12 protein-coding genes are annotated in these 12662 nt (G+C 66.7%); 4 read left to right on the top strand and 8 right to left on the bottom strand.

Annotated elements, in window-relative coordinates; translation table 11 throughout:
• Positions 1-3: 3 nt before the first annotated feature.
• Positions 4-1782, bottom strand: coding sequence for an aspartate--tRNA ligase (aspS, locus tag BMX16_RS10060; RefSeq protein WP_089902619.1), 1779 nt, complete (start codon positions 1780-1782; stop codon positions 4-6).
• A 419-nt stretch (positions 1783-2201) separates the two neighbouring features.
• Between aspS and carB the strand changes: the two genes are divergently transcribed.
• From carB to BMX16_RS10040, 4 genes are all read left to right on the top strand, one after another.
• Positions 2202-5534: a carbamoyl-phosphate synthase large subunit gene (carB, locus tag BMX16_RS10055; RefSeq protein ID WP_089902616.1), complete on the top strand. Its 3333-nt coding sequence runs from the start codon at positions 2202-2204 to the stop codon at positions 5532-5534.
• 50 nt (positions 5535-5584) lie between these two features.
• On the top strand, positions 5585-5866 hold the full coding sequence (locus BMX16_RS10050) for a hypothetical protein (RefSeq protein ID WP_089902613.1): 282 nt from the start codon (positions 5585-5587) through the stop codon (positions 5864-5866).
• Positions 5867-5942: 76 nt separating this feature from the next.
• On the top strand, positions 5943-7061 hold the full coding sequence (locus BMX16_RS10045) for a beta-ketoacyl-ACP synthase III (RefSeq protein WP_089902610.1): 1119 nt from the start codon (positions 5943-5945) through the stop codon (positions 7059-7061).
• A 103-nt stretch (positions 7062-7164) separates the two neighbouring features.
• A complete protein-coding gene (locus BMX16_RS10040; protein WP_089902607.1) occupies positions 7165-7764 on the top strand; it encodes a thymidine kinase in 600 nt (199 codons plus the stop codon).
• A 10-nt stretch (positions 7765-7774) separates the two neighbouring features.
• Here the strand turns inward: BMX16_RS10040 and BMX16_RS10035 are convergent, their stop codons facing one another.
• The 7 genes from BMX16_RS10035 to BMX16_RS10005 form a co-directional block, all read right to left on the bottom strand.
• A complete protein-coding gene (locus BMX16_RS10035) occupies positions 7775-8725 on the bottom strand; it encodes a 2-hydroxyacid dehydrogenase (protein WP_089902604.1) in 951 nt (316 codons plus the stop codon).
• Positions 8722-9060 (bottom strand): tRNA-binding protein, encoded by a 339-nt coding sequence (locus BMX16_RS10030; protein WP_089902601.1) that lies wholly within the window; start codon positions 9058-9060, stop codon positions 8722-8724. The genes BMX16_RS10035 and BMX16_RS10030 overlap by 4 nt, the downstream gene beginning before the upstream one ends.
• Positions 9053-9868: a pyrroline-5-carboxylate reductase gene (gene proC / locus BMX16_RS10025; protein ID WP_089902598.1), complete on the bottom strand. Its 816-nt coding sequence runs from the start codon at positions 9866-9868 to the stop codon at positions 9053-9055. Before proC ends, BMX16_RS10030 begins: the two co-directional genes overlap by 8 nt.
• Before the next feature lie 218 nt (positions 9869-10086).
• Positions 10087-10590, bottom strand: coding sequence for a type III secretion system chaperone family protein (locus BMX16_RS10020; protein ID WP_089902595.1), 504 nt, complete (start codon positions 10588-10590; stop codon positions 10087-10089).
• 362 nt (positions 10591-10952) lie between these two features.
• Positions 10953-11516 (bottom strand): fasciclin domain-containing protein, encoded by a 564-nt coding sequence (locus BMX16_RS10015; RefSeq protein WP_089902728.1) that lies wholly within the window; start codon positions 11514-11516, stop codon positions 10953-10955.
• A gap of 111 nt (positions 11517-11627) precedes the next feature.
• Positions 11628-12359 carry an HAD family hydrolase gene (locus BMX16_RS10010; protein ID WP_245731469.1) on the bottom strand — a complete coding sequence of 244 codons (732 nt, stop codon included), beginning with the start codon at positions 12357-12359 and terminating at the stop codon, positions 11628-11630.
• Position 12360: 1 nt separating this feature from the next.
• Complete coding sequence (locus tag BMX16_RS10005; RefSeq protein WP_425434021.1) at positions 12361-12651, bottom strand: DUF3572 domain-containing protein; 291 nt, start codon at positions 12649-12651, stop codon at positions 12361-12363.
• Positions 12652-12662 lie beyond the last annotated feature (11 nt).

The following is a 12662-nucleotide window of genomic DNA, read 5'->3' as shown; positions in this document are numbered from 1 at the left end:
GGTTCAGCCCTCGACGGGAAGGACGCGCAGGCGCAATTCGCGCAGCTGTTCGTTCATCGGCTCGCTGGGCGCACCCATCATCAGGTCCTCGGCGCGCTGGTTCATCGGGAACATGATGACCTCGCGGATGTTCGCCTCGTCCGCCAGCAGCATCACGATCCGGTCGATACCTGCGGCACAACCACCGTGGGGCGGCGCGCCGTACTGGAACGCGTTGACCATACCGCCGAACCGCTTCTCGACCTCGTCGCGACCGTAACCTGCGATCTCGAAGGCCTTGAACATGATCTCGGGCTTGTGGTTGCGGATCGCCCCCGACACCAGCTCATAGCCGTTGCAGGCCAGGTCATACTGGAAGCCCAGCACGTCCAGCGGATCGCCCCCCAGCGCGTCCATACCGCCCTGCGGCATGGAGAACGGGTTATGCTCGAAATCGATCTTTCCGGTCTCGCCATCCTTGGCATAGATCGGAAAATCCACGATCCAGGTAAAGGCGAAGCGGTCCTTGTCGACAAGGTTCAGCTCTTCGCCGATCACGGTGCGCGCGCGTCCCGCCACCGCCTCGAAATCGCCGGGCTTGCCGCCAAGGAAGAATGCCGCATCGCCGACGCCCAATCCCAGTTGCTGGCGTATGGCCTCCGTGCGCTCGGGGCCGATGTTCTTGGCCAGCGGACCCGCCGCTTCCATCCCCTCGCCCTGATCGCGCCAAAAGATGTAGCCCATCCCCGGCAACCCCTGCTGTTGCGCAAAGGCGTTCATACGGTCGCAGAACTTGCGGCTGCCGCCCCCGGGGGCGGGAATCGCGCGGACCTGCGTCCCCTCCTGCTCCAGCAGCTTGGCGAAGATCGCAAAGCCAGAGCCCGCGAAATGCGCCGACACGACCTGCATGCGGATCGGGTTGCGCAGGTCGGGCTTGTCGGTGCCGTACCACAGGGCGGCGTCGCGGTAGCTGATCTGCTCCCACGTCTGATCGACGCGGCGGCCGCCGCCGAACTCTTCGAAGATGCCGCCGATCACCGGCTGGATCGTGTCGAACACGTCCTGCTGCTCGACGAAGCTCATCTCGAGGTCGAGCTGGTAGAAATCGGTGGGCGAGCGGTCGGCGCGCGGGTCCTCGTCACGGAAACAGGGCGCGATCTGGAAATATTTGTCGTAGCCCGAGACCATGATCAGTTGCTTGAACTGCTGCGGCGCCTGCGGCAGCGCATAGAACTTGCCCGGATGCAGGCGGGACGGCACGAGGAAATCGCGCGCGCCTTCGGGGCTGGATGCGGTGATGATCGGCGTCTGGAACTCGCGGAACCCCTTGTCCCACATGCGCTGACGCATCGACCGCACGACGTTCGACCGCAGCGTCATGTTCTTCTGCATCGCCTCGCGCCGCAGGTCGAGGTAGCGGTACTTCAACCGCGTCTCCTCGGGGTATTCCTGATCGCCGAACACCTGCAGCGGCAGTTCCCTGGCCGCGCCCAGCACCTCGATGTCGCGCACGTAGACCTCGACCGCCCCCGTCGGCAGCTTGGGGTTCACCAGTGCGGCATCGCGGGCCTTCACCTCGCCGTCTATGCGGATGCACCATTCGGAGCGGACCTTCTCGACCCCGGCAAAGGCCGCGCTGTCGGGATCGCACAGCACCTGCGTGATGCCATAGGTGTCGCGCAGATCGATGAACAGGATGCCGCCGTGGTCGCGCACCCGGTGGACCCAGCCCGACAGGCGCACGGTCTGGCCCACGTCCGAGGCGGTCAGATCGGCGCAGGTATGGGTGCGATAGGCGTGCATGGGCGGCTCCTTGCGGTCCAAATTCGGATCGCGCCGTTTCACACCCCGCCACCCCATAAGTCAAGCGCGGCCCAGCCACAGGTCGCCGCCGGACCATACGTACCGCCCTCCCACTCATCCGACCTGTCAAACCTCCGCGCGGATCGCTGCGATACCGGCCCCCATCCCCACCCGCCGTTATCTAGCACGGATCCGCCCCCCGCTTGACCTTGTGGCGCACCGGCGAACGGCTGCGTGGCATGCGCCGCTGTCCGCCCCGCGCACCTGTCCTCGCTTTTTGGGAAAATACTCCCGCGCGGCGCGCTGCCGTCCGGCACGGATGGCAATCGCACCGCACGCTGCCGCCACGGCACTCGCCCCTTGCACCCTGGCCCGACAGTTCTATAAGGCGGAGAATTTGCAAAATACCGGGGGCCACCATGCCAAAACGTGATGATATCAAGTCGATCATGATCATCGGTGCGGGGCCCATCGTGATCGGGCAGGCCTGCGAGTTCGACTACTCCGGCGCACAGGCCTGCAAGGCCCTGCGCGAGGAAGGCTACCGGGTCATCCTCGTGAACTCGAACCCCGCGACCATCATGACCGACCCCGGCCTCGCCGATGCGACGTATATCGAGCCGATCACGCCAGAGATCGTCGCCAAGATCATCGCCAAGGAACGCCCCGACGCGCTGCTACCGACGATGGGCGGCCAGACCGGACTGAACACCGCCCTCGCGCTGGCCGACATGGGGGTGCTGGAACAATACGGCGTCGAGATGATCGGTGCCCGCCGCGAGGCCATCGAGATGGCCGAGGACCGCAAGCTCTTCCGCGAGGCGATGGACCGTCTGGGGATCGAGAACCCCAAGGCCACCATCGTCACCGCACCCAAGAAGGACAACGGCAAGTTCGACATCAAGGCGGGCGTCGCCCTCGCCGTCGAGGCGATCGAATACGTGGGCCTGCCCGCGATCATCCGCCCCGCCTTTACCCTTGGCGGCACCGGCGGCGGCGTCGCCTACAACCGCGAGCAATACGAACACTACTGCCGCACGGGGATGGAGGCGTCGCCCGTCGCACAGATCCTCGTGGACGAGAGCCTGCTGGGCTGGAAGGAGTTCGAGATGGAGGTGGTTCGCGACCGCGCGGACAACGCCATCATCGTCTGCGCGATCGAGAACGTCGATCCGATGGGCGTGCACACCGGCGACAGCATCACCGTGGCCCCCGCGTTGACGCTGACCGACAAGGAATACCAGATCATGCGCAACGGCTCCATCGCCGTGCTGCGCGAGATCGGTGTGGAAACCGGCGGGTCCAACGTCCAGTGGGCGATCAACCCCGCCGACGGCCGCATGGTCGTGATCGAGATGAACCCCCGCGTGTCACGCTCCTCCGCGCTCGCGTCCAAGGCCACGGGTTTCCCCATCGCCAAGATCGCGGCGAAACTCGCGGTGGGTTACACGCTGGATGAGCTGGACAACGACATCACCGGCGTCACGCCCGCCAGCTTCGAGCCGACCATCGACTATGTCGTGACCAAGATCCCGCGCTTCGCCTTCGAGAAGTTCGCAGGCAGCGAGCCGCACCTGACCACCGCGATGAAATCCGTGGGTGAGGTCATGGCCATCGGCCGCACGATCCACGAATCCATGCAAAAGGCGCTGGCGTCGCTGGAAACCGGCCTCACCGGCTTCGACGAGATCGCCATTCCCGGTGCCCCCGATGCCGCCGCCATCACCAAGGCGCTCGCCAAACAGACCCCCGACCGCATCCGCGTCATAGCACAGGCCATGCGCCACGGCCTGTCAGACGACGACATCAACGCCGTCACCATGTTCGATCCATGGTTCCTCGCCCGCATCCGCGAAATCATCGACACCGAGGCCACGGTGCGCACCGACGGCCTGCCCGCCGACGAGGCGGGCCTGCGCCACCTCAAGCTGATGGGCTTCACCGATGCCCGTCTCGCCACGCTCACCGGCCAGTCAGAGGCGCAGGTGCGCAAGACCCGCACCGCGGCGGGCATCGTCGCCGTGTTCAAGCGCATCGACACCTGCGGGGCAGAGTTCGAGGCGCAGACCCCCTACATGTATTCCACCTACGAGACGCCCGTCATGGGCGACGTGGAATGCGAGGCGCGCCCGTCGGGCCGCAACAAGGTCGTGATCCTCGGCGGCGGACCCAACCGCATCGGCCAAGGCATCGAGTTCGACTATTGCTGCTGCCATGCCTGCTATGCCCTGTCCGATCAGGGCTACGAGACGATCATGATCAACTGCAACCCCGAGACGGTCTCGACCGACTACGACACCTCGGACCGGCTGTATTTCGAGCCGCTGACGTTCGAGCACGTCATGGAAATCCTGCGCGTCGAACAGGACAACGGCACCCTGCACGGCGTCATCGTGCAGTTCGGCGGCCAGACCCCGCTGAAGCTGGCCAATGCGCTGCAAGAGGCTGGCATCCCGATCCTTGGCACCACGCCGGACGCCATCGATCTGGCCGAAGACCGCGAGCGGTTCCAAGACCTCGTGAACCGTCTGGGGTTGAAGCAGCCTGTCAACGGCATCGCATCGAACGACGCGCAGGCGTTCGAGATCGCCGAAAAGATCGGCTTCCCGCTGGTGATCCGCCCCTCTTACGTCCTCGGCGGCCGCGCCATGGAAATCGTGCGCGACCGCGCGCAGCTGGAACGCTACATCTCCGAGGCCGTGGTCGTATCGGGCAAGAGCCCGGTCCTGCTCGACAGCTATCTGTCGGGCGCTGTCGAGGTCGACGTGGACTGCCTGTGCGACGGCACCCACACCCATGTCGCGGGCATCATGCAGCACATCGAAGAGGCGGGCGTCCATTCCGGCGACAGCGCCTGTTCCCTGCCGCCCTATTCGCTGTCGGACGCGATGATCGCCGAAATCCGCGCGCAGACCGAGAAACTGGCACTTGCGCTGCACGTTGTCGGCCTGATGAACGTGCAGTTCGCGGTCAAGGACGAAGAGGTCTACCTGATCGAGGTGAACCCCCGCGCGTCCCGCACCGTGCCCTTCGTCGCCAAGGCGACCGATTCGGCCATCGCGTCCATCGCAGCGCGGCTGATGGCGGGCGAGCCGCTGTCGAACTTCCCCCATCGCGCGCCCTATCCGCATTCGGAAAACCCGATGGACGTGCTGCCCTTGGGCGACGCCTTCACCCTCGCCGATCCCAAGACGCCGTGGTTCAGCGTGAAAGAGGCCGTGCTGCCCTTCGCCCGCTTCCCCGGCGTGGACACGATCCTCGGTCCCGAAATGCGCTCCACCGGTGAAGTCATGGGCTGGGACCGCAACTTCGCCCGCGCCTTCCTCAAGGCGCAAATGGGCGCAGGCACGATCCTGCCGGAGGAGGGCTGCGTCTTCGTGTCGATCCGCGACGGCGACAAGACCGACGCGATGGCCACGGCGGCGCGCGGCCTGATCGGCCTCGGCCTGACGATCGCCGCGACGCGCGGCACGGCGGCCTGGCTGAAGTCGCACGACATCCCGTGCGAGATCGTGAACAAGGTCTATGAAGGCGGTCTGACCATCGTGGACCGGCTGAAGGACGGCCACATCGCGCTGGTGCTGAACACGACCGAAGGCGCGCAGGCAGTGGACGACAGCCGCGACATCCGCGCCGTCGCCCTGAACGACAAGATCCCCTACTTCACCACCGCCGCCGCCGCACAGGCCGCCGTGATGGCGATGCAGGAACGCGCGAACGGCGCCATCGACGTGCGGTCCCTGCAGGGCTGACCTCTGGGCGGGGCCGCAACCGGCCCCGCCGACGACCGCAAAGGTGTGTCATGTTCCGTCACCTGCCCTTCGCTCTGCTGCTTGCCGCCTGCGCGCCAGTCATGGCCGCGGCACCGGGCGAGTTGACGCTGGCCCCGACCGGATACCGTGACGCCGACGATCCCTGCCGGCTGGCCTACGAGACGGCGGCGACGAACCGCTATCTGGACGACGCCGCCGATCTGGTCGCCTGTCCGGCCGGGCCCGACGCCGACGCCTTCGGTGCTAAGACCAATGGACGTACCGTCGCGGACATGGCCGGTTACCGCCTGTTCTCGGTGCCGCGCCGCTGACGCAGGCGTGCGCCGGGTCATGCTGGACTTTGTCGCGGCAGATGGGCAATTTGTGCCATCACGTAAGGGGCCCCACATGTATCGCGCAGCCATCACCGGCACCGGGGTCTTCACCCCGTCACAGGTCATCACCAACGCAGAGCTTGTGACCGCCTTCAACGCCTACGCGGACCGCTACAACGCGGAACACGCCGCCGCCATCGCGGCGGGAGAGGTTGCGGCCAAGGCGCATTCGTCCGTCGATTTCATCGTGGCGGCGTCGGGCATCGAACAGCGCCACGTCATCGACAAGACCGGCGTGCTGGACCCCGCGCGCATGTATCCACATTTCCGTGCCCGCACCGACGACGAACCCAGCCTGATGGCCGAAACCGGTGTCGATGGAATCGTCAAGGCGCTGGCGCAGGCCGGCATCGACGGCAGCGCCGTCGATCTGGTGATCTGCGCCGCCTCCAACATCGAACGCGCCTATCCGGCGGTCGCGGTCGAGATCCAGCAATTGATCGGCGCGGGCGGCTTCGCCTTCGACATGAACGTGGCCTGTTCGTCGGCAACCTTCGGCATCCAGGTCGCCGCCGACATGATCCGCACCGGCAGCGTGCGCACCGCCGTCGTGGTCAACCCCGAGATCACGTCCGCCCATCTGGAATGGCGCGACCGCGACTGCCATTTCATCTTCGGCGACGTGGCGACGGCGACGGTCCTGCAACGCGCCGACGACGCAGGCGGCGATCACTTCATCGTCCGGTCCACCCGCTGTGGCACCACGTTCAGCAACAACATCCGCAACAACGCGGGCTTCATGCGGCGTACCCGCGACCAGATGGACGACCGCCGCGACATGCAGTTCATGCAGAACGGCCGCAAGGTCTTCAAGGAGGTGCTGCCGCTGGTCAGCCAGCACATGGCCGACCACATGGCGGCCGAAGGCATCGTGGCGGACGACCTGAAGCGTCTGTGGCTACATCAGGCGAACAAGGCGATGAACGACTACATCGGCAAGCGCGTGCTGGGCCGCGATCCGCAACCCGGCGAGCAGCCGAACATCCTGCAGGATTATGCCAACACGTCCTCTGCCGGATCGATCATCGCGTTCTCGCAACACTCTGATGACCTGCAGTCGGGCGATCTGGGCATCATCTGTTCCTTCGGGGCGGGGTATTCGGTCGGGTCCGTCGTGGTGGAACGCGCCTGACGGCGCGTGCGCGCCGCGCGGGAGTATTTCGGAAAAAGCGAAGCGGGCGCGTCATGGCGCGCCACCTTGCACAGCCCCATGCAGGGCAGCTAAGAGGCAGCCCATGGCAAAACTCTATTTCAATTACTCCACCATGAACGCCGGCAAATCGACCGTGCTGCTGCAGGCCAGCCACAACTATGTCGAGCGCGGGATGCAAACCTATCTGCTGACCGCGCGGCTGGACACCCGTGCAGGCCAAGGCAGGATCACCAGCCGCATCGGCATCGCGCAGCCCGCCGACACCTATGCCCCCGGTGACGACCTGTTCCACATGATCGACCGGCGGCTGGCGACCGGGCCGTGCGCCTGCGTCTTCGTGGACGAGGCGCAGTTCCTCGACCCCGAGCAGGTCTGGCAACTGGCCCGCGTGGCCGACGATCTGGGCGTGCCGGTCATGTGCTTCGGCCTGAGGGTCGATTTCCAGGGGCAGCTGTTTCCCGGCTCGGCCACCCTGCTCGCCCTTGCCGACGAGATGCGCGAAGTGCGCACGATCTGCCATTGCGGGCGCAAGGCGACGATGGTGGTGCGCAAGGACGCAAGCGGGGCCGTGGTGCAGGCGGGCGATCAGGTGCAGGTCGGCGGCAACGACCGCTATGTCTCGCTGTGCCGCAGGCACTGGCGGGCGGCGATGGACGATGCAGCGCCAGACCGACTGATCTGACGGTCCGCCATCAGCGCCAAAGCGCCTGCGGCAACGGGCGGCCTTCGTCGCTGGCGATGATGTTCTCCAGCGCCATCAGCCCCATCGCCTCCCGCACCTCCAGTGCCGCGGTGCCGAGATGGGGCAGCAGCACGACGTTCTCAAGCCTGGTCAACGCTGTCGGCACGACAGGTTCGCGGGCATAGACGTCGAGGCCCGCACGGATGCGCCCCGTCTGCAGTTCCGCGATCAGGGCCGCCTCGTCCACCACGTCGCCGCGCGCCACATTGACGAAGATCGCACCATCCCGCAACCGCGCCAGCGCCGCAGCCCCGATCAGGCCGCCGTTCGCCCCGCCACCGGGGACGGTGACGACGACCACGTCGGACTGCGCCATGAGCGTGTCCAGATCCGCCACGCGGGTGGCGGGCAGGTCCACGTCCCTCGCCGACCGGTTCACATAGGCGACTTCCATCCCGAAGCCGTGATGCACGCGCCGGGCCACCGCCTGCCCGATGCGCCCCATGCCGACGATGCCCAGCCGCTTGCCCGTCACATGCGTGCCCAGCAGCTGCGTCGGGTGCCACCCGGTCCATTGGCCTGCGCGCACCATCCGCTCCCCCTCGCCCGCGCGGCGGGCCGCCATCAGGATCAGCGTGATCGCCAGATCGGCGGTGGCATCGGTGACGACGTCCGGCGTGTTCGACACCTGCACCCCGGCGGCCTGTGCGGCCTTTACGTCGAGGTGGTCGAAACCCACGCCGAAACTGGCGACGACTTGGCATCGCAGGTCGCCGCTCAGGGCCGCTGCGTCGAACCGGTCACCCAGCGTGCACAGGATCGCGTCGTAATCCTGCAGCGCAGCCGCCGCTTGCGTGGACGACAGACCGTCGGTCCGGTCCAGCACCGTCACCGCAAAGCGCGCCTCGGCCGCGGCGATCACCGCCTGCGGAAAGCGGCGCGTCAGCAACAGCGTCTTCAATGCAGCCGCCCCCCCACGGGCACATCCTGATCCGGCGTCACCAGCACCACCGCCCCGTCCGCATCGGGCATCCCCAGCACCAGCACCTCGGACATGAAGCGTCCGATCTGGCGGGGGGGAAAGTTCACGACCGCGCAGACCAGCCGCCCCACCAGCGCCTCCGGCGTGTAGTGCACGGTCAACTGGGCACTCGTCCTGCGCTCGCCGATCTGCGCGCCGAAGTCGATCCACAGCTTGATCGCTGGCTTGCGGGCCTCCGGATACGGCTCGGCCCGCAGGACGCGGCCGACGCGGATATCGACCGCCACGAAGTCGTCGAAGGTGATCTCAGCCACGGGACAATTCCCGGCTGCGATCGGCGGCAGCGGCCATGGCGCGCTGCAAGAGCGCCGGGAAGCCGCTCGCCTCGTCCATGAGCACGTCCAGCGCCGCTGCCGTCGTGCCGTTCGGGCTGGTCACGTTGCGGCGCAGCTGTGCGGGATCGTCGGTGCTGTCCTCGGCCAGTTGCCCGGCGCCGCCGACCGTCGCGCGCGCCAGCGCCAGCGCCAGATCGGCAGGCAGCCCCTGTGCGGTGCCCGCCTGCGCCATCGCCTCGATCAGGTGGAACACATAGGCCGGTCCGGACCCGCTCAGCGCCGTCACCGCATCCATCTGGGCTTCGTCCTGCAGCACGACCGTCTGCCCCACGGCGCGCATCAGCACCTCGGCCAGCGCCAAGTGATCGCCCGTGGCAGGCACGTTGCCGATCAGCGCCGTGATCCCGCGCCCGATGGCTGCCGGGGTATTGGGCATCGTGCGCACCACCGGTGTGGCATCGCCGAACGCCGCCGCGAAACGTGCCAGCGGCGTCCCCGCCGCCACCGAGACGAAGAGCGTCGCACCACCGCCCAGCGCGGTCATGGCGGGCAGCGCGTCGCCCATCATCTGCGGCTTCACCGCGACGACGGCCACGGCGGGGCTTTCTGGCAGACCTGCGTTGGTGTGAACGCCGGTCGCGCGGACCGCATCGCTCGGCGCCGGGTCGATCACCCAGACAGACTCCGCCGGCAATCCGCCCCGCAGCCAGCCGTCAAGCAGCGCCTGTCCCATCTTGCCGCAGCCCAGCAGAACCAGCCCGCGCCGGGCCACATCGTCCATGTCCATCTGATCACTCCCCCGTCACGGGCCAAGCCTAGGTCGGCCGCACGGCGGAGGCAACGTCAGATGCCAGTCTGCAAGGCCCGCAGCACGACGTCCTTCATTCTGTCGGTCAAAAATATCCCGGGGAGCGGGCGGTTGGTGCGCCACTGGTTCGATAATCAGCCGGCGGCGGGCTGGCCCCCATGACGACATCACGACGACCGGCTTCCTCGTTCAGCCGATCAGGCCCGTCCATAGACCTCGCCGATGGCGATGCGGATCGCCTCAGCAGGCGTGCGTTCAGCCCAGGTGACCAGCTGCAGCGCGGGGTAATACCGCTCGCAGCTCGTGACTGCCGTGTGGATCATCGTATCGACCTGCTCGGGGCTTGCGATCTGTTCACCCGCCAGCACAAGGCCGTAACGATAGACCATCATCTTCTGCTCGGGCCACCAGGTGAACGTGCCGGCCCAGCTGTCGTCGTTGATCGTGTTCAACGCCTCGAACAGGGCCTGTGTCCGGTGGGCAGGCGGCTCCATCTCGAACGTGCAGATCAGGCGCAGCGTCTCGTCCCGGTCGGACCATGACAGCGTGATCGCGTAGGTGCGCCACTGACCTTCGACCTGCATGGCGATCTGGTCGTCGGCCAGACGGTCGAACTCCCACGCGTGGTGTTCGGCCAGGTGTTCCACCAGGTCGATGGGATGGACGTCGCCATCGTCGAAATACGGCTCGATCAGTGCCATTGCCTTTGCCTCGTTCTCATGTGCAGACGACCGCGTCGGATCCCCAGCAATATGCCACTGCTCTAGTGACGGTATTTTTCTTTATTGGCCCCTACGAGATATGGTGCGACCGTGGGGGCAGTCTGTAAAGCGGTATTCTGGGGATAAGTGCCTGCTGATTGCGCTTTTTAGCGCTATTGCAACATTGATAACGCATTCCGACGCGCAGGGCTACCAAAACACGCAGATGCGCCGATCACATGCGCGGAACTTGGCTTGGGGGCACGGGCAACGCCCATCCGGCACACGGCAAAGAAAAAGCCCCGCATGCAGTGCATGCGGGGCCTCGGCTGCGAAAGGGATGCAGCCTGACGCGGGGCGTCTTATTCGGCCGGGAGGATGACCGTGTCGACCACGTGCACGACGCCGTTCGACTGGAACACGTCGGCCTGCGTCACGGTGATGATCTGGCCGCGCTCGTCGGTCAGCGTGACCATGTCGCCGTCCATCTTCGCCTGCAGGACGCAGCCACCGACGGTGGTCACTTCATGCGTGCCGTTGTCGTCGGCGATCATGCCCATGATGGCTTCGGCGCTCGCGTTGGCGGCAACCACGTGGCAGGTCAGGATCTGCGTCAGAGCGGCTTGGTTGGCGGGCTCCAGCAGCGAGGCCAGCTGCGCTTCGTCGATCTTGGCGAAGGCGTCGTTTGTCGGCGCGAACACGGTGAAGGGGCCTTCGCCGGACAGCGTCTCGACCAGACCGGCGGCCTGCACGGCTGCGACCAGCGTCGTCAGGTTTTCGGCGTTGGAGGCGTTCTCGACGATGGTCTGCGTCGGCAGCATCTCTGCGCCGCCGACCATCGGGTTGGCGGCCATCGCGTCCTGTGCGACCACGGAACCGGTGGTCAGGGCCAGAACGGCAGCGGCGGTCATCAGGTTGGACTTCATCGACATAGGTTTACTCTTTCTCTTCCCGGCAGCCCGTTGTGAACTGCTATGATCTAAGAACGTAGCAACCCGCCACATGGTTTCCCCCCGACAGAGCCGATCACGGATATGTCAGCCATGTTTCACAGATGGATCTGTCCTGTCGCGGGTCAGCCATGCGGGCAGGTCCGCGATGCTGTCCAGCACGACGTCCGCATGGGGGGCCAGCGTCGCGCGGTCCGCCGGTCCGGTCAGCACGCCGATGCAGGTCATCCCCGCCGCCCGGCCCGCCGTCATGTCGTGCACGCTGTCGCCGATCATCGCACAGCCGTCAGGGTCGAGCCCTGTCGCATCGCAGAAGGCGTGCAGCGGATCCGGTGCAGGTTTGGCACCGTGACCGCTGTCATAGCCCGCGACGAACGCCATGTGCCCCGATAGACCCGCATCCGCCAGGTGCCGCCGCGCCGGCGCCTCGCCATCGTTCGTCACCACCCCGAGCGTCAGCCCCATGGCGCGCAAAGCGTCCATCAACGCGGCGAGGTTCGTCACCGGATGCTGCGGCACGTCTTCGGATGCCGCGATCAGACGGGCTGTCAGGGCGGCCACGTCCACAGCACCCGTCACCGCAGCAATCCGCCGGGCGATGACATCCACCGGCTCTGCGATCATCACGCTGCCGGAGGCGAAGCGGCCCGTCGCGGGGTCGAAGCCCAGTATCGCGGCCAGGGCCTCGGTCCGGTGCGGATCGCCGCCCCCCTCGGCAATCAGGACCGCGCGCGTGAACGTCGCCCAGGTCGCCACGAAGTCGAACAGGGTGCCGTCCTTGTCGAAGATCAGTCCGCGCATCGCATCCGGCCCCCGCATGTCACGTCCAGTGCACCTGCTCGGACCCCGGCAGCGCGTGGCGTGCGCGCAACGGCGCGTCATAGGGATGCCCGTGTGCGTCGCAGAAGGCCATCACCCAGTCGTCCTGCTGGGTCAGGAAATCCAGCACCGACGCCAGGAATATGGGGTCGCCCGCACCGCGCCGCAGATCGTCTGGCGACAGACCGCTCGACCCCATGAACGCCTCGGCCAGATCCGGGTCGCCGGCGACATGGCTCAGGGCCTGCAGGGCCAGCACCTCTGCCCCGTCGGGTGTCATGTCGCGCGCCATGGGTCGTTCCT

Origin of the sequence: Loktanella fryxellensis (assembly GCF_900110065.1) — a bacterium.
Classification (GTDB): Bacteria; Pseudomonadota; Alphaproteobacteria; order Rhodobacterales; family Rhodobacteraceae; genus Loktanella; species Loktanella fryxellensis.
Note: the sequence above shows the minus strand (reverse complement) of the source record. Positions and strands in the feature narration are given on the sequence as shown.

Excerpts from the sequence above, each read along its gene's own strand:
- aspS (WP_089902619.1), bottom strand. The coding sequence starts at position 1,782 with ATGCACGCCTATCGCACCCATACCTGCGCCGATCTGACCGCCTCGGAC.
- BMX16_RS10015 (WP_089902728.1), bottom strand. The coding sequence starts at position 11,516 with ATGAAGTCCAACCTGATGACCGCCGCTGCCGTTCTGGCCCTGACCACC.
- proC (WP_089902598.1), bottom strand. The coding sequence starts at position 9,868 with ATGGACATGGACGATGTGGCCCGGCGCGGGCTGGTTCTGCTGGGCTGC.
- BMX16_RS10040 (WP_089902607.1), top strand. The coding sequence starts at position 7,165 with ATGGCAAAACTCTATTTCAATTACTCCACCATGAACGCCGGCAAATCG.
- BMX16_RS10020 (WP_089902595.1), bottom strand. The coding sequence starts at position 10,590 with ATGGCACTGATCGAGCCGTATTTCGACGATGGCGACGTCCATCCCATC.
- BMX16_RS10045 (WP_089902610.1), top strand. The coding sequence starts at position 5,943 with ATGTATCGCGCAGCCATCACCGGCACCGGGGTCTTCACCCCGTCACAG.
- BMX16_RS10010 (WP_245731469.1), bottom strand. The coding sequence starts at position 12,359 with ATGCGGGGGCCGGATGCGATGCGCGGACTGATCTTCGACAAGGACGGC.
- carB (WP_089902616.1), top strand. The coding sequence starts at position 2,202 with ATGCCAAAACGTGATGATATCAAGTCGATCATGATCATCGGTGCGGGG.
- BMX16_RS10005 (WP_425434021.1), bottom strand. The coding sequence starts at position 12,651 with ATGGCGCGCGACATGACACCCGACGGGGCAGAGGTGCTGGCCCTGCAG.
- BMX16_RS10050 (WP_089902613.1), top strand. The coding sequence starts at position 5,585 with ATGTTCCGTCACCTGCCCTTCGCTCTGCTGCTTGCCGCCTGCGCGCCA.